An 18,103-nucleotide genomic window follows, 5' to 3' on the forward strand; every position below is an offset into this window, starting at 1 on the left:
CTGTTGGAAATGGATATGTCATTAAGCATTTGGGGATGCAAAATTTGACCGTAATTTACTGTTGAATTTCTATTGACTTTCAGAAAAAAAGAAAGGTCGGTAAAGCTACCAACCTTTTCTCAAATCAACCTAAACCTAAACTAAACCAAAAACCAAACCATCTTATGATGGCGAGATTGTATTCTCGTGATAGTAAAACAAATGTTCTTTAAAAAAGGTTTAGACCGATTATAAAAATTTTAGTTTTTTATCAGAATTTTGTAATCCCATGGATCCAAAGTGAAGTTGGCATTGGCATCCAGCGTAATTTCACCACCAGCAAAATACGAGGAATAGACACCTGCTTCGCTTTCAACTGTACCAGCTAATGGCTCTGCTGAAAGGTTCATAACAACAAGTACCGAATTTCCTTCTTTTTCGCGTGTGAATGCAAGCAGTTTTTCAGGAGCAGAAGTTTCAAGGAATTCGATTTCGCCACCGGCTTCACCATTCCAGAGTGCAGGATTTTCCTGCTTCAGATCGATGAGTTGCTTATAAAGTTCGGTCATCGAAGGATCGCGGTTCCAATCGATTTCGTCTTTTTCAAAAAATTCAAGCCTTTTATCCAGACCGGCTTCCTGACCACTGTAAACCAACGGCATTCCGGGAATGGTAAACGAAAGTACCGCAAAAGTTTTTACAGCATCGCCCAAACGTTCGTAGGCCGTTCCGTTCCAGCTGTTTTCGTCGTGATTGGAGGTAAACTGCAGCGGATACGTTCCGAACGGATAAGTGGAATCAACCTGTGCAAAGTAAGTTTTAATATCATCCACCGATTTTTCACCACTGTAAATTTCGTTCATATAGTGGTGCATGGTCCAACCGTAGTTGCAATCAAAAGCCATGTTCAGCAAATCGAGGTGATCCTGATCTTCGGCCTGCATAAAAACCGGTTTTATTTCGTCGAGTGAAGCACGTGCTTCTTCCCAGAAATCTGTTGGAACACCACCGGCATAGTCGCAGCGGTAACCATCAATGTCGGCTTCGGCTACCCAATATTCCATGGCATCGATCATGGCAGCCCGCATTTCCTCATTGTCGTAATTCAAATCGGCCACATCACTCCAATCGGGATTTGGAGGTAGTACATTGCCCAGCGAATCCAGGGTGTACCAGTCTTTGTGTTCGCTCATCCAAACATTGTCCCACGAAGTATGGTTGGCCACACAATCGATCAGCACTTTATATCCCATCTCGTGCGCCTGTTTTACCAACGATTTAAAATCTTCAAATGTCCCGAATTCGGGATTCACTGCTTTATAATCCTGAATGGAATAATACGAACCCAGCGTTCCTTTACGATTCTCTTTTCCAATAGGATGAATAGGCATAAACCAAAGAATTTCAACCCCCAGTTCTTGCAGGCGTGGAAGATGCGTGGCGAATGCATTAAACGTTCCTTCGGGGGTGAATTGCCGCACGTTAACCTCGTACATTACGGCATCGTCGCTCCAGGCCAGTGGATTTTCATCGACAACGGGTGCCGTTGTTTTTTGGGTTGAATTTGAACAGGCTCCCACTACAAAAGCCAGTACAATTAAGATGGAATAATATTGTTTCATTTCTTATGATTTTACTTTTTGAGTTCAATGATTACAGCCGATCGGGCAGGAACAGTCACGGATGAAATATCGCTAATAGTGCTTCCTGAAATGATTTCTTTCCCGGAAGTGTAAGCTGAAATCACCTCATTAAAACGATCGGTTTTTAACGTTTTGGCTTCCCGGTTTTTATTCAGAACGACCATCACAGCGGCATCTTCAGTATATCGAAAATACACGTATGTGCCCTCTTCGGGTGCAAAGTGTTTTAGTTTTCCACGGTGAATCACACTGGCAGTTTTCCGCCAGTTCTGAATAGTGGAAACATACTTTTGCATGTCTTTGGCTTCTGCACTAAGTCCTTCTCCGGTAAAGGCATTTACCTTATCGCCTTCCCAGCCACCCGGGAAATCGGCACGAATATCGCCGTGTTCACTTCCGTCGTGTCGCATCAGTATTTCGGTTCCGTAGTAAATCTGAGGAATGCCGCGGGTAGTCAGGAAAAATGCCACTCCCATCTTCAGCAGGTCAACATCTTCACCAACCTGCACATAAAAGCGCGACATATCGTGGTTATCCGGAAAAATGGTAAGCATTTCAGGATCGGGATACAAAAAGTCGTTGGCCAGCATTTCATAGATTTGAATCAAGCCTGTCCCCCAGGTCTCTTCGTTTTTAAGCCCTTCGGAAACGGCACTTTGCAGTGGAAAATCCATCATGCTTGGCGCATAGTTTTTGTAGCCGTCGCGGTTGTTTTGCCCTTCCTGCCAGTATGAAACAATGGCCGGATTCAGGCTCCACTCTTCTCCAACAATGTTAAAATTCGGATACTCTTCCAGCACCGCTTTCGTCCAGTCGCTCATCATATTTTTGTCGGGGTACGGCCAGGTATCCTGACGAATTCCTTCCAAACCTTCGTACTCAATCCACCAAATACTGTTCTGGATCAGGTATTTTGCGAGGAACGGATTTTGCTGGTTCATATCGGGCATTGCCGTAACAAACCAACCATCAACCATCCCGCTGATATCAACGTCCGAAGCATAAGGATCCTGATTGACTGTTCTCCGATGATTGGTAATTTTAATTTCCGGATAATTATTCAACCAGTCTTTCATGGGCATGTCGTGCATCCACCAGTGTTCCGATCCGCAATGATTAAAAATCATATCCATGATCAGTTTCATACCGCGTTTATCCAGTTCCTCTTTTAACCTCAGATACGCTTCGTTACCTCCGTAACGCGCATCTACTTTGTAAAAATCGGTAGTGGCGTAACCGTGATACGACGAACCTGGCATGTCGTTTTCGAGTACAGGATTCAGCCAGACTGCCGTGTAACCCAGCTTTTGCAAATAATCCAGGGAGTTAATAATTCCCTGTATATCGCCACCGTGACGCCCCCATTTATCGGCCCGGTTGAGTCCTTCTTTCATGCCTTCCACCTCATCGTTCGAAGGATCGCCGTTTACAAAGCGGTCAGGCGTTATCAGGCATATCACATCCGAAGGATTAAAACCTTCGCGTTCTGCCGAGTTTGGCTTTCGTTCCCTGAGTTCATAAGAATAGCTGAACACTTCCTTTTTTCTGGTTTTAAAATGAATATCGAAGGCGCCAGGTTTCACATCCTTAGCCAGCTTCAAATCGATAAAAAGGTAGTTCGGATTTTCTACTTTACTCACCGACTCCAATTCTACGCCGGGATAATCAAAACTTACATCAAGGTTTGAAATATCAGTTCCATGTACCATCAACTGCAGCTCGGTTGATTTCATTCCGGCCCACCAGTTGGGCGGCTCTACCCTGTCGACAGTTTGTGCCCCAACTTGAAGCGTGATCAGTAATATAACTAATGCGAATAATTTTCTCATTTTACAGAATATGTTTAGCTACCTTTCTTAAACGAAGGGTATCGTTTCCTTTAATAGTCACTTTTTCTCCCCAAACAAGCGCTTTTACTTCTTTTGCTGAATGATTCTCAAGCACAAAAAAGTCGCCTTCTTTGGTTACTTTCAGGTGTGCTCCTCCAAAGTCGATGCGGAACGAATACGACTTCCACTTATCAGGGAGGAAAGGATTAAAAGTCAGTTCGCCATTTACCACACGCATTCCGCCAAGTCCCATCACAAACGACATCCACGTTCCCCCCATACTGGTAATGTGCAGTCCGTCTTCGGTGTCGTTGTTGTAATCGTCGAGATCGAGTCTTGCGGTTCGCAGGTACATTTCGTACGATTTTTTCTGGTAGCCAATTTTGGCAGCCAGAATGGAATGCACGCAAGGCGACAACGACGATTCGTGAACGGTCAAAGGTTCGTAAAAATCGAAATGCGCTTTAATTTCTTCTTTTGTGAAATTCTCCTGAAACAGGTAAACACTTTGCAAAGTATCAGCCTGCTTGATATATGGAGCTCTCAAAATCCGGTCCCACGACCACTTTTGGTTGATCGGTCGATCCGATTCAGGCAATTCTGCAACCGGAGTCAGGTCCTTATCCAGAAAGCCATCCTGTTGCAGGTAGATGCCGCGTTTTTCGTCGCGCGGGAAGTACATGTTTTGAATGATGTCCTGCCACTTTTCCGTCTCCTGAATTTCGTTGAACTTCCATTTGGTAATCAGTTCTTCATATAAAAACGGAAATTCGGCTTTCAGGTACGCAATGGCTTCAAGCGTGTATTTCAAAGTCCACACCGCCATGTAGCTGGTATGGAAATTATTATTGACATTGTTTTCGTATTCGTTTGGTCCGGTTACGCCCAGCATCACGTATTTCTGTTTATCGCCCGACCAGTTTACACGCTGAGACCAGAACCGGCTGATTCCCAGCAAAACTTCGAAACCATATGGCGCCAAATACTCCTTATCGCCGGTGTAGTTGATGTAATCGTAAATGGCATAAGCAATGGCTCCGTTTCGGTGAACTTCTTCAAACGTGATCTCCCACTCGTTGTGGCATTCTTCGCCGTTTATGGTCACCATCGGATACAGTGCGGCACCATTGGTAAAACCGAGTTTTTCAGCATTTTCAATCGCTTTCTGAAGGTGCTTATGACGGTATATCAGCAAGTTACGCGAGACATTTTGCGGAGCTGTACTCAGGTAAAAAGGCAAACAGTAGGCTTCAGTATCCCAATAAGTTACACCGCCGTACTTTTCGCCGGTAAATCCTTTTGGCCCGATATTTAGGCGTTCATCTTCGCCTGAATAAGTCTGGTTGAGCTGAAAAATATTAAAGCGAATGCCCTGTTGTGCTGCAACATCACCTTCAATTTTAATATCGCTGGTTTCCCATTTATCGAGCCATTTGTTTTTGTGGCTTTCGAAAAGTATGTCGAAACCTGCTTCCACAGCCAGATCGATGGCTTCCTTCGCTTTCTCAACCAATTCATCGTTATTATAATACAAGGAGGAAACCGTTGATGAGAATTTCTCTACCGTTATTTCGTCGCCTTCGGCAACCGTAACTATTTGTGAAGCTTCCACATATTTTTCCTTGTTCCGGTTGGTGATCTTCGAATCTACTTTTTCGCCGTTTTTCAGCACGTGAAACCACATTCCAGTGCACAGTTGAAACTGTGTTTTTAGCGTTTCAACGGTAAGATAACCTTCGTTACCACCAACTGCGCGCGAAACTTCAACCCAAAATTTTTCATCGTAGTTCGAATCTTCGTTCTCAACATCGCCATCGAGATAAGGAGTGACCTGAATTTCGCCTGAAAAGTTTATGGCTTTTACCGTGTAGCGAATGGCACCGATCTCGGTAGCGGTGACGCTTACAAAGCGATGCGAACTCACCTCAACCTGGTTGCCGTTCTTAAGTTCGGCTACAAAACGGCGCGAAAGCAAACCGTGTTGCATATCCAATTCCCGGGTGAACGACAGCACTTTTACTTTTGCCAGATCAAGTTCCTGTCCGTTGATCTTCACCCGAATACCAATCCAGTTGGTTGAATTGATGATCTTGGCGAAATACTCGGGGTACCCGTTTTTCCACCAGCCCACCCGGGTTTTATCGGGGTAGTAAATGCCGGCCACATAAGTACCGTTAAGTGAATCGCCGGAATATTTTTCTTCGAAATTAGCCCGTTGTCCCATTTTTCCGTTTCCGATACTGAAAATGCTTTCGGAAATCCGCATGTACTCCGGGTTAAATCCTTCTTCGATTATTTTCCAGTTGTGATGAATTATATAATCCTTCATCTTAATGCTTTTAAATTTTTAATTTTCTGCTGAAACATCTTTTACAAACAACACCAAAACAGCTGCTATTACCATCGAAATTCCTCCAAATAACAACGCATAAATGGCCTCACCATCAAACAGGTCTTTTACCATAAAACCAAGAATGGTAGCCGCCAGAATTTGCGGAATCACAATAAAGAAATTGAAGATGCCCATGTAAATCCCCATTTTGTTCGACGGCAGTGAGCCGGTAAGAATGGCATAAGGCATGGAAAGAATGCTTGCCCAGGCAACACCAACTCCCACCATTGGCAGAATCAGCCAGGTTGGGTCTTTGAAAAGATAAATGGAAGCCAGTCCAATACCGCCGATCACCAAACTGATAAAGTGTGTGATTTTCCGGTTGGTATACTTAGCCAGAACCGGCAACGCAAAAGCCACCAGTGCGGCAACGCCGTTATAAACCGCAAAAAGTACATTTACCCAGTCGGCTCCGTCGTTGTAGAGTTTTGTGGTAGGATCGGTTGCCCCGTAAATATGACTGGTAACACCGGCTGTGGTATAGATCCACATCGAGAACAAACCTACCCAGGTAAAAAACTGCACCAGTGCCAGTTGTTTCATCGTTAGCGGCATTCGAAGCAAATCGCTAAAAATCTCCACCAGCGCATTCTCATCTTTATTCTGCGATTTCAGGGCCGAAGCCATTATCATCAACAGGAAAAACAATAAAAGAATACCGCCCATGATGTACAATTCCTTTTCGAGGTGCATTGCCCATGTAACTACAACGATGAGTAAACCGATCAAACCAAATAGTCCGCCAACACGGACAAACCGGCCACTAAGCACTTCCTCTTCATTGATCTGTTCCTGCTTGTTCGTTGCTTGCCGTTCCGCTTCTTCGAATTCCTTTAATTTCTCCGGCGGATATTCTTTTGTTGAAAAGATCGTCCAGAGAATAGCCAGGAAAAACACGAATCCGCCAATGTAGAACGACCATTTTACCGAAGGCGGAATAATCCCCTCGGGTGCTGTATTTGAAATGTTCAGCCAGTTGGTCATTACATATGGCAGCACGGACCCCACAACAGCACCGGTACCAATAAAAAAGCTCTGCATGGCAAAACCCTGGGTGCGTTGCTCGTTCGGAAGCATGTCGCCAACAAAAGCGCGGAAAGGTTCCATCGAAATGTTGATGGATGCATCCATTATCCAAAGCATTCCGGCAGCTATCCACAGCGCCGGTGAGTTGGGCATAAAAAGCAGCGCCGCCGAAGCAAAAATAGCGCCGAACAAAAAATAAGGACGCCGGCGTCCGAGGCGGTTCCAGGTTTTATCACTCATGTGACCAATAATAGGTTGAACGATCAATCCCGTTACCGGTGCAGCGATCCATAAAATCGGAATGTCTTCAACATTCGCTCCCAGCGTTTCGAAAATACGGCTCACGTTTGCATTTTGAAGGGCGAATCCAAACTGGATACCCAAAAATCCAAAACTCATGTTCCATATTTGCCAAAAGCTAAGCCTTGGTTTTTTACTCATGACAGGTGCTTTAAAGTTTGGCTGCAATTATGTACAATAGAAATTACAGCAATGAATCTTGCTGTTGATATGAAATTGGAAGAAAACCTTGATTGTGCCGTGACAAATATAAAACAGAATGTGGCAGAATTCCAAACTTAAAGTTGATCTAAGCGCCTGTAAATATTAAGGTTTTGAAAATTAGACCCCATTTCAAACGTTTGCAGAAATCAAAACATATTCTACAACATATTTTAGAAATAGTTCTCTAAATGGAAGATCCGCGAACGATCAGGTCGGCATTTAACACTCTAGTTTCAAAAGGATATGTGTCGTCTTCAGCCGAAATTCGTTTCAACAACATTTGGGTGGCAATTGAACCCATTTCGTAGCCGTGCTGATCCACCGAAGTTAAGGTAGGATCGGTGATTCCCGAGAAGCGACCGTCGGAGAATCCAACAATAGCTATTTCATCAGGTATTTTTATGCCACGTTTCTGAACGGTTTGCATGGCACCGATGGCAGTGAGGTCGTTCACCGCGAAAATCGCATCGAAATCCCGCTTTTCATTGAGCAGGCGCATCACGGCCAACCTGGCTTTTTCAAACGAATCGGCTTCAATAATCAGCTTTTCATCTACTTCCAGCCCGGCTTCCCGTATTGCTTTAATGTACCCGTCTTTTCGATGTTTTCCAATCAGCAATTTTTGCGGGCCGGCAAAATGAGCTATGCGTTTTCGGCCACTATCTACCAAATGTTTGGTAACACGGTAGGCAGCATCAAAGTCGTCGATAATAACCTGATCGGCCTCCAGACCCGGCACAATACGGTCGTAAAAAACCATTGGAACATTGTTATTCCGAAGGTTAAAAAGGTGGGAAAAATCTTCTGTTTCTTTTGAAATGGACACCAGCACTCCGTCGACACGGCTGGCAAGAAGTGTTTTTGAGTTGGCCACTTCACGCTCGTAACGTTCGTTCGACTGGCAAATAATAACGTTGTAACCGGCATCGTAGGCTACGTCTTCAATACCGCTGATTACCGACGAAAAAAAGTAGTGAACAATCTCGGGAATAATAACACCAATAGTGTTGCTTCTGCGTTGTTTCAGGCTAAGTGCAACAGCGTTGGGCTGGTAATTGAGTTTTTCAGCCAGTTCGTGAACGGCCTTTTTTGTTGCCTCACTAATGTCAGGGTGATTTTTCAGCGCACGCGAAACCGTTGATGCTGATATTTTTAGCTCACGAGCCAGGTCCTTTATGGTTACGAGTCCGCTTTTCATATCAATCGATTAGTCCAAATTTGATCGTCCTTTCAAATCATTCTGATCATTGGTTTCTTATCGGAATAAAAATACACATTTCGGCCAAATTTCAACGACTTATTAATCCATATTTATATCCAACCAGTAACTACCTGTTTTATAACATATTGAGCGCAAACGACACCGCAATCGTTTGCGGAAGTTGCAGTGCTAAAAAGCGTAATTTTTTCTTAACATTTATTATACATTCGCCTCGAGAATTTGATTTTGCTGAATATGAAACGACTTTAAAACCTTGATTCGATGCCATTTATGAGTTGAAGATTATTTAACTAAAATTCAAAGATCACAAACTAATAACATTTAACATGAGGATTATTCGTAAAAACCTTAAAGTAGTCTTGTTTTTAGTTGCCATACTAAGTTACAGCTTAAGTTATGCGCAGGTAAAAACGGTTACAGGTAAAATAACAGACGCCGAAAACGGCGAGCCTTTACCTGGTGTTACCATTGTGGTAAAAGGAACTACAAATGGAACTATTACTAATTTCGATGGTGAATTCACAATCAATGTAGAAGAGGGACAAACGCTGGCATTCTCCTTTATCGGATACACTCCGCAGGAAGTCTTGGTTGGGACCAACAATGTTTTAAATCTGCAGCTTGAGCAATCCATTGAAAATCTGGAAGAAATTGTTGTAATTGGTTATGGTACCGTAAAAAAGGAAGATGCAACCGGTTCGGTATCGGCGGTAACTTCTGATGATTTTAACCAGGGTGCAATTACTTCGCCACAGGAACTGGTAAGCGGTAAAATTGCCGGTGTGCAAATTACCAATAGTGGCGGTGCTCCGGGAGCAGGATCAACTATCCGCATTCGCGGAGGTTCGTCGCTTTCTGCAAGTAACGACCCACTCATCGTTATCGATGGTGTACCAATGGACAGCGAAGGTGTTTCGGGTATGAGTAACCCGCTGAACACTATTCACCCCAGCGATATAGAAACGTTCACCGTTCTTAAAGATGCCTCTGCAACCGCCATTTACGGATCGCGCGCATCAAACGGTGTAATTCTTATTACAACCAAAAAAGGAAGAAAAGGTGCAGGCCTGAAATTATCATACAATGGTTTTGCATCGTATAGCACTCCAACTCAATTTGTTGACGTTTTCTCACCTGATGAATACCGGCAGTTAATTGTCGATCAAAAAGGAGCAAACTCAACAGCCGCAAGCTTGCTGGGCAACTCCAATACCGATTGGCAGGATGCAATATTCCGTTCATCAGTAAGCCACGACCACAATGTGAGCCTTACCGGAAACATCAAGGAAATGCCGTTCAGGGCATCGGTTGGATACTCCGACAATAACGGTATTCTGATGAACTCTTCGATGGAGCGCTGGACCGGAACAGTAGGTTTCAATCCTAGCTTTTTTGAAGACCATCTTACCATGAACCTGAATATGAAAGGGATGTTGATCAACAACAACTTCTCGAACCAGGGAGCAATTGGTACAGCAGCCAGTTTCGACCCCACAAAGCCAATTTATGATTCAGGCAGCCCATATGGAGGATTCTTTACCTGGTCGCAACAAAACGGCGACCCAAACACGCTGGCACCCAATAACCCTATGGCATTGATCATGCAACACGAAGATATTTCGGATGCAAACCGACTGATTGGTAATGCCCAGATTGATTATAAATTTCATTTTCTGCCTGAATTAAAAGCCACTTTAAATTTAGGTATGGAATATTCCGATTCGGAAGGAACTATTATCGATGATAACGATGCCGCCTGGACCTTTAGTAATGGTGGTGGATATTACAGCAAATACACTCAGAAAAAGAAAAATAATCTGCTCGATCTGTACCTGACCTACGATAAGGATCTGGAATCAATCAACAGTAATCTGAGTGTTATGGGTGGTTACTCGTGGCAACATTTCTGGAGAGAAAACACCAACTTTGCAGCGGCCGGAGAAGACGGCAAAGGAGAAGTTCTTAATCCATACAACGAAGATCCTACCGAGTATTACCTGGTATCGTTTTTCGGACGTTTAAATTACACACTGGCCAACCGTTACCTTTTAACATTTACTGTTCGCCAGGACGGAACATCGCGCTTTTCGCCCGACACACGCTGGGGTACTTTCCCATCGGCAGCCTTTGCCTGGAGAATCAGTGAAGAAGGATTTCTGCAAAATTCAACCGTACTATCCGATTTGAAACTTCGCCTGGGATGGGGTATTACCGGACAGCAAAACATTGGAAGCGGCGACTATCCTTACATTCCTCGCTATACCTGGAGTAGGACGAATGCGCAATATCAGTTCGGTGACACTTATTATACCACTATCCGTCCTGAGGGTTATGACGCAAACATTAAGTGGGAAGAAACAACTACTTACAATATCGGTTTTGACTATGGCTTTTTTGACGACAGACTTAGTGGTACTTTGGATGTTTACAAACGCGAAACCAACGATCTGCTGAACCATATTGATGTGCCGGCAGGTACCAACCTTACCAACCGAATTTTAACCAACGTTGGTAACCTCGAAGTACAAGGTTTCGAATTCTCCGTTTTGGGTCGGATTATTTCAAAAGAAAACCTCTCGTGGGAAGTTGGCTTTAATGCTACCTACAACGAAAATAAAATCACAAAACTGAATACTGTAGATCCGGAACTGGACACCTCTCCGGGTGTGGAAACCGGCGGTATTTCGGGTGCTGTTGGAAACAACATCCAAATTCATACCGTAGGTTATCCTAAAAGCTCATTCTATGTATACGAACAGGTGTACGACGAAAACGGCTCGCCTATACAAGGTGTTTACGTCGACCGGAATGGTGACGGCCAAATTACAGGAGAAGACAAATACCACTACAAAACTCCGGATGCCGACTGGTTTATGGGATTCAATTCAAGATTATACTGGAAAAACTGGGACTTTGGTTTTGCCGGAAGAATCAGCCTTGGCAACTATGTTTACAACAACGTGTGGTCATCAAATGGCTCGTTGAACAACCTTTACTGGTCGTCGAATTACCTGCTAAACGTGAACAAAAATGCAGTTGTAACCAACTTCCAGAACCCTGAATACTGGAGCGACTACTACGTTAAAAATGGTTCTTTCCTGCGTTTAGATAACATTTCTTTGGGACATACATTCAAAAATCTGAATGCCGACAAAATGAGTCTCCGCTTGTACGGAACTGTTCAGAACGTGTTTGTCATTACCGATTACGAAGGTCTCGATCCTGAAGTTAGTGGGGGTATCGACAACAACATCTACCCACGCCCAAGAATATTCATGATGGGCTTAAGCATTGATTATTAATCTGATAAAACATTTGATCATGAATATAATGAAATTCAAATATTTAAGCATTGCAGTACTTGCGATCTTGCTTGTGGTTACATCGTGTGTAAACGATCTGGACACCGTGCCAATCGATAAAGATGTAATTACCTCTGAAACAGTATACGAAAAGCCGGAAAATTACATACACGTTCTGGCTAAACTTTACGCCGGACTGGCAGTAAGCGGTCAGGAAGGCCCAAGTGGCAACAACGACCTTAGCGGTTTGGATGAAGGTTTCGGACAATACCTGCGTGCATTGTGGTATGCCGAAGAATTACCAACTGATGAAGCAGTAATTGGATGGAACGATGCTACTATCCGCGACTTTCACGATATCGACTGGTCGGCCGACGATAATTTCATTCGAAACCTGTACTCGCGTATTTTCTACCAGGTTTCGCTGTGTAATGAGTTTATCCGCGAAACAACCGAAGAGAAACTCAATAGCAGAGGTATCGAAGGAGCTGTTCGTACCGATATTGCCATGTACCGTGCAGAAGCACGTTTCCTGCGTGCACTGAGTTATTCGCACGCCATCGACCTGTTTGGCAATGTTCCTTTTGTAACTGAAGAAGACAATGTAGGTTCCTTCTTTCCCGAACAGATCTCGCGTGCCGACCTTTTCGACTATGTTGAAAGCGAATTGCTGGCCATCGAGTCGGAACTGGCTGCGCCAAGAAGCATTGAATACGGAAGAGCCGATCAGGCATCAGTGTGGATGGTTCTTGCCAAATTGTACCTGAACGCTGAAGTGTACATCGGACAGGATAAATATACTGAATCTTTAACGTACACCAACAAAATAATTAATGCCGGCTATACGCTCGAACCTGAATACACCCACTTATTTATGGCTGATAACCATAAATCAAACGAGATCATCTTCCCGGTTATTCAGGACGGTGTAAATATTCGTAACTGGGGTGGAACTACTTTCCTGGTACATGCTCCTGTTGGCGGATCAATGGTACCTGAAGATTTCGGTATCGATGGCGGTTGGAGTGGTTTGAGAGTAACCAAAGAATTCGTGGGTAAATTCCTCGATCTTGAAACACTTACACCAAAAATTAAAAGCGCCAAAGCCACTGCCGATTACCCGGTGATTTACGTACCAGGCGGATACCAGTCTGCTTCAGGTTATGGCGGTGACTGGTCGCCGGATGTAGCGCCAATGCTGGGAGCTGTAAATTCCGACGACAACTACGAAGGTTATGTTTACTTTGCCGATGCTGCCGAATTCAAGTTTACTGCAGGCCCTAACTGGGATGTGAACTGGGGCGATAATGGTGGAGATGGCATCCTGGATCCTGGTGGTGCAAACCTTTCGGTTACCGAAGCTGGTTATTACAAAATGAACGTAAATATTGCCGACCTTACTTATACCATCACTAAAACTGATTGGGGAATTATTGGTTCGGCAACTGCTGGTGGCTGGGATTCGGACCAAAACATGGAATTCGACGCAGCAAGCAAAACGTGGGTAGCCGAAATTGATCTTGCAGCAGGCGAAATTAAATTCCGCGCCAACGACGATTGGGGAATCAACTATGGCGATGACGGCGCTGACGGTGTTCTTGAAGCAGGTGCTGCAAACATTGCAATTGCTGAAGGTGGTAGTTACAAAATCACCATGAAGCTCGAGAATCCTGATTACACATATACCGTTGAGAAATACAGTTCTGATGGCCGTGGCTTGTTCTACACCGACGGACAGAACCTCGAAATCGAAAATCTTTTCGAATTTACTGATGGTTATGCCATTACCAAATGGAAAAACGTTACATCAACCGGTGAAACAGGATCAGACTTAACGCATCCTGACACCGACTTCCCAATGTTCCGTTTAGCTGATGCTTACCTAATGTATGCCGAGGCCGTTGTAAGAGGTGGTTCAGGTGGAAGTATGAGTACTGCTGTCGATTACGTAAATATGGTTCGGGAAAGAGCTTACGGCGACGACTTTGGAAACATTACCGCATCTGATCTCACACTCGATTTTATTTTGGACGAGCGCGCCCGCGAATTGTACTGGGAAGGTCAACGTAGAACCGACCTCATCCGTTTTGGAAAATTTACAGGATCGAGCTATTTGTGGGCCTGGAAAGGTGCTGTTAAAGAAGGTAAATCGGTTGACGACAAGTACCGGCTTTATCCAATTCCGGAAACAGATCTGACCGTCAATCAAAATCTCACCCAAAATCCTGGATACTAACCACTAGTAAAAATTTAAGAACATGAATAAAATAAAATCATTATTAAGCATTTTCGCCATTTTACTGGTGGCTGTTTCCTGCGAAGAGGAAACATACGATCCGGTAATAAAATATGGCGACGGCCCGATTCTCACCAGCTCAGAAGCCGGTGGAGAGACATTCCTTCTCACTGAAGAAGAGGCGGATAATGAACTCTTTTCGTTTAGCTGGACACAAGCAGACTTTGGTTTCCCGGCAGCAATAACTTATGCTCTTGAAATCGATGACGCCGGAAACAGCTTTGCCGGTGCTTCCGAAATTGCATCATCTTCCGGTTTTAGTTATAACATAACCGTCGGAGAATTGAACTCGCTGCTTACTTCGCTTGAATATCCAACCGGAACTGAAACTCCGCTCGAGATTCGGGTAAAAGCTTCGGTAAGCGAATATGCCAATGCTCTTTATTCTGAAACCTTTGGTTTTAATGTAATCACGTACTCGGTGAAACTGCCTCCTATTTATTTACTGGGCGATGCAACCGATGCCGGCTGGGACAACAATACAACTTTGGAAGCTCCGTACATGTCGAGCGGAAAATACGGTATTGCCGCACATTTGAAACCCAATGCATGGCTGAAATTCATTAAAACACAGGGACAGTGGGCTCCGATGTGGGGCTCCGACGGAACAGGTGATGCTTTCAGTGGTAAACTTACTTACCGGCCTACTGAAGACGATACTGACCCTGCTTCCATCCCGTCACCATCAGTTGAAGGAGATTACCGCATTGATGTGGACATTACCAACCTTACTTATTCGGTATATAAATTACCCGATGTAATCTACCTGGTAGGTGGAGCCACAACCATTGGTTGGGATCCCGCCAACGGACTGGCTTTCACAAAAGACGGAGTTGGTAAATACTCATTGGTTACCACGCTTTCAACCGGAAACGGCGGTATGAAAATTATGGCTGGTAACAGTGGTGCCTGGGCTCCACAATGGGGTTCTGATGGTAACGGAAACAGCTTGCTTGGCAAACTGTCGTATCGCGCCGGCGATGCCGATCCTGATCCGGCAGAAATTCCTGAGCCAAGTTCTGCAGGTACTTACAAAATTGAAGTTGATTTTAGCGAATACACGTATAAAATCACCAAGCAATAATTGACAATATTTTAGTTGACAGGTAGCATTGCAAAAGTGATGCTACCTGTTTATTCTTTCAACTTACAATACGATGTTCAAACAACTCCTACCTTTCGTTTTTATTCTGGGGCTTTTACAAAGTAGCTTTGCCCAAATTACCACCAGCCCGGAAATCCCGGTAGCATCAGGCCCGGTTACACTAACTTTTAATTCGGCCGAGAGCCAGCTTGGTTATTATACAGGCGATCTCTATGCCCATACCGGCGTTACCATCGAAGGCGAAGGCCGCTGGCAGTATGTGATTGAATCGTGGGGAAACAACAGCACTCAACCCAAACTCACCAACAAAGGAGGCGGTATTTATGAATTGCTGATCTCGCCCAATGTCTATTCGTTTTACAGTGTTGATGCTGGCGACAAAATCACCGAGTTGTGTTTTGTTATCCGCTCTGCCGACGCCAGCAAGCAAACCAAGGATTTGTTTGTTACCATTTACGACGAAGGTTTGGTAGTTGATATAACTTCACCCTCGGGTTCTTCAATATTAGAAAAGAACCAGGAACTCACCTTTTCTGCTCGTTCGTCGGTTGAAGCCGCATTAAAACTCAGTTTAAATGAAACCGTTTTAGCCGAAACTACCGGCAACGAAATCACTATCAATTATACTTTTTCTGAAGGCGGTAACTATTGGTTAATAGCCGAAGCAAGTGCTGATGGCAAGACTGTTTTTGATTCGATGGAAATATTTGTTCGTAACGAAGTTACCAGCGAACCAAAACCGTCTGTTTACAAAAAGGGTATCAATTACCTCGACGATAACACGGTTGCACTGGTTTTATTTGCCCCCTTAAAAGAACATGTTTTTGTAATTGGCGATTTCAACAACTGGGAGGTTCAGAATGAATTCCAAATGAAAAAGGATGGCGATTATTTCTGGCTCGAAATCCCAAATCTTGAAAAAGGAAAAGAATACATTTTTCAGTATTTAATTGACGGGGAGATCAAAATTGCCGATCCTTACACCGAAAAGATTGTCGATCCCTGGAACGATCCCTTCATTTCAGAAGAAATTTATCCCGAACTGCTTGCCTATCCAACGGGAAAAACCGAAGGCATTGCCGCTGTTCTTCAAACCGGACAGGAAACTTACAACTGGCAGGTTACCGATTTTGAAACACCCGACAGAAACAAACTGATAATCTACGAATTACTGGTGCGTGATTTTACCACCGAACAAAGTTTCCAGGGAGTGATCGACCAATTGGATTACCTGGAAGACCTGCGAGTAAATGTGCTGGAATTGATGCCGGTTAACGAGTTTGAGGGAAACAATAGCTGGGGTTACAATCCATCGTTTTATTTTGCGCCCGATAAAGCTTATGGCCCGAAAAACAAGCTAAAAGAATTGATCGACGAATGCCACCAACGCGGAATTGCCGTGGTTCTTGATATGGTGTTGAACCATAGTTACGGACAAAGTCCGTTTGTGCAAATGTACATGGACAACTGGACAATTTTACCCGAAAATCCATGGTACAATGTTGAGTCGCCAAATACAACTTATTCGTGGGGTTACGATTTTAACCACGAAGCGGATGTGGTAAAAGAGCTCGTTGACAGCATAAACAGCTTTTGGATCAACGAATACAAAGTGGATGGTTTCCGCTTCGATTTTACCAAAGGATTCACACAGAAATCGGGCGATGGCTGGGCTTACGACGCATCGCGTATCGCCATTCTCGAACGCATGGCTGATGAAATATGGAAGCGCGATTCGGATAACCTGGTTATCCTGGAACACCTCACTGATAACTCGGAAGAAACCGAACTGGCCAACCACGGCATTATGCTTTGGGGAAATATGCACGGCAGTTACCTGCAGGCGGCCATGGGAAATGTGAGCAACTCTGACCTTAGCTGGACCATCTACAGCGAACGTGGATGGAACGAACCAAACCTAGTTTCGTATCCTGAAAGCCACGACGAAGAACGAATAATGTACGACATTAAAAATAGCGGATTGAGTTCGGGCGATTACAACATTAAAAACCAAAAAACAGCACTAAAACGCATTGAATTGAACTCGCTGTTCCACCTTCCCCTGCCCGGCCCGAAAATGATCTGGCAATTTGGCGAACGCGGATATGATCTTTCGATCAACCGCTGTGAAGATGGCAGCATTAGCAATGATTGCCGCACCTATCCAAAACCACCGTACTGGCACTACCTGAATAATACCGACCGGCTTGCTCTCTTTAACGTAATGGCAAAATTGAATGAACTCAAACAGAAATATGAAGAGTTCACCCCGGAAAGTTTTACTTACAATTTAAGCGAAGCTGTAAAATCGTACACTTTAAGTAACGACGGAGATTATGTGTTGGCAGTGGGTAATTTCGATATACAAGCCACTTCGCCAACAATCAGTTTCCCGGAAACCGGTAAATGGTACGAATTTTTTAGCCGCGACTCGGTTGAATTCACAACTACCGATCAGATCCTTAATCTGCAACCCGGAGAATACCGTCTGTATTCCACCCAAAAGTTTGAGGTTTCGAACGACATTACCGACGTTGAAAGACTTGAACAAACAAATGCTGAACTTCGGGTTTATCCAAATCCGGCCAGTTCGTTTATTACTATTTCTGCAGATGAAGACATGAGTGAGATTCAGCTGTATAATCTGCAGGGAAAACTTATTTATCAACAAAGTAAAATCGGAGATAAACAAACACAAATTCCTGTTCAAGACTACGTTTCAGGAATATATTTAGTACGGGTTGTGCTTGATAATACCATAAAAACACAGAAGATTATTATTGAATAAGTTGGGAACAAAACAAT

9 protein-coding genes are annotated in these 18,103 nt (G+C 44.0%); 4 read left to right on the forward strand and 5 right to left on the reverse strand.

What is annotated here, in order from left to right; genetic code table 11:
- Positions 1-239: 239 nt before the first annotated feature.
- From HFD85_RS14015 to HFD85_RS14035, 5 genes are all read right to left on the reverse strand, one after another.
- Positions 240-1,601, reverse strand: a complete 1,362-nt coding sequence (locus HFD85_RS14015) for an alpha-amylase family glycosyl hydrolase (RefSeq protein WP_167610955.1) — start codon at positions 1,599-1,601, stop codon at positions 240-242.
- An 11-nt stretch (positions 1,602-1,612) separates the two neighbouring features.
- Entirely contained in the window at positions 1,613-3,451 is a 1,839-nt protein-coding gene (locus HFD85_RS14020) for a glycoside hydrolase family 13 protein (protein WP_167610958.1), read from the reverse strand.
- 1 nt (position 3,452) lies between these two features.
- On the reverse strand, positions 3,453-5,780 hold the full coding sequence (locus HFD85_RS14025) for a family 65 glycosyl hydrolase domain-containing protein (protein ID WP_167610961.1): 2,328 nt from the start codon (positions 5,778-5,780) through the stop codon (positions 3,453-3,455).
- Between the two features lie 18 nt (positions 5,781-5,798).
- Positions 5,799-7,310 carry an MFS transporter gene (locus tag HFD85_RS14030; RefSeq protein WP_167610964.1) on the reverse strand — a complete coding sequence of 504 codons (1,512 nt, stop codon included), beginning with the start codon at positions 7,308-7,310 and terminating at the stop codon, positions 5,799-5,801.
- A 247-nt stretch (positions 7,311-7,557) separates the two neighbouring features.
- Entirely contained in the window at positions 7,558-8,571 is a 1,014-nt protein-coding gene (locus HFD85_RS14035) for a LacI family DNA-binding transcriptional regulator (RefSeq protein WP_167610967.1), read from the reverse strand.
- A 350-nt stretch (positions 8,572-8,921) separates the two neighbouring features.
- Here HFD85_RS14035 and HFD85_RS14040 point away from each other — a divergent pair, with 350 nt between their 5' ends.
- The 4 genes from HFD85_RS14040 (at position 8,922) to HFD85_RS14055 (ending at position 18,086) form a co-directional block, all read left to right on the forward strand.
- On the forward strand, positions 8,922-11,897 hold the full coding sequence (locus HFD85_RS14040) for a SusC/RagA family TonB-linked outer membrane protein (protein WP_167610969.1): 2,976 nt from the start codon (positions 8,922-8,924) through the stop codon (positions 11,895-11,897).
- A 19-nt stretch (positions 11,898-11,916) separates the two neighbouring features.
- Positions 11,917-14,133 (forward strand): RagB/SusD family nutrient uptake outer membrane protein, encoded by a 2,217-nt coding sequence (locus tag HFD85_RS14045; RefSeq protein ID WP_167610972.1) that lies wholly within the window; start codon positions 11,917-11,919, stop codon positions 14,131-14,133.
- Positions 14,134-14,155: 22 nt separating this feature from the next.
- Positions 14,156-15,277: a SusE domain-containing protein gene (locus tag HFD85_RS14050; protein WP_167610975.1), complete on the forward strand. Its 1,122-nt coding sequence runs from the start codon at positions 14,156-14,158 to the stop codon at positions 15,275-15,277.
- 73 nt (positions 15,278-15,350) lie between these two features.
- On the forward strand, positions 15,351-18,086 hold the full coding sequence (locus tag HFD85_RS14055) for an alpha-amylase family glycosyl hydrolase (protein WP_167610980.1): 2,736 nt from the start codon (positions 15,351-15,353) through the stop codon (positions 18,084-18,086).
- Positions 18,087-18,103 lie beyond the last annotated feature (17 nt).

The organism is Maribellus sediminis (genome assembly GCF_011799805.1).
Taxonomy (GTDB): Bacteria; Bacteroidota; Bacteroidia; order Bacteroidales; family Prolixibacteraceae; genus Draconibacterium; species Draconibacterium sediminis_A.

What these genes read in the sequence shown, in the direction of transcription:
- HFD85_RS14015 (WP_167610955.1), bottom strand. Translation starts at nt 1,601, where the DNA reads ATGAAACAATATTATTCCATCTTAATTGTACTGGCTTTTGTAGTGGGA.
- HFD85_RS14020 (WP_167610958.1), bottom strand. Translation starts at nt 3,451, where the DNA reads ATGAGAAAATTATTCGCATTAGTTATATTACTGATCACGCTTCAAGTT.
- HFD85_RS14025 (WP_167610961.1), bottom strand. Translation starts at nt 5,780, where the DNA reads ATGAAGGATTATATAATTCATCACAACTGGAAAATAATCGAAGAAGGA.
- HFD85_RS14030 (WP_167610964.1), bottom strand. Translation starts at nt 7,310, where the DNA reads ATGAGTAAAAAACCAAGGCTTAGCTTTTGGCAAATATGGAACATGAGT.
- HFD85_RS14035 (WP_167610967.1), bottom strand. Translation starts at nt 8,571, where the DNA reads ATGAAAAGCGGACTCGTAACCATAAAGGACCTGGCTCGTGAGCTAAAA.
- HFD85_RS14040 (WP_167610969.1), top strand. Translation starts at nt 8,922, where the DNA reads ATGAGGATTATTCGTAAAAACCTTAAAGTAGTCTTGTTTTTAGTTGCC.
- HFD85_RS14045 (WP_167610972.1), top strand. Translation starts at nt 11,917, where the DNA reads ATGAATATAATGAAATTCAAATATTTAAGCATTGCAGTACTTGCGATC.
- HFD85_RS14050 (WP_167610975.1), top strand. Translation starts at nt 14,156, where the DNA reads ATGAATAAAATAAAATCATTATTAAGCATTTTCGCCATTTTACTGGTG.
- HFD85_RS14055 (WP_167610980.1), top strand. Translation starts at nt 15,351, where the DNA reads ATGTTCAAACAACTCCTACCTTTCGTTTTTATTCTGGGGCTTTTACAA.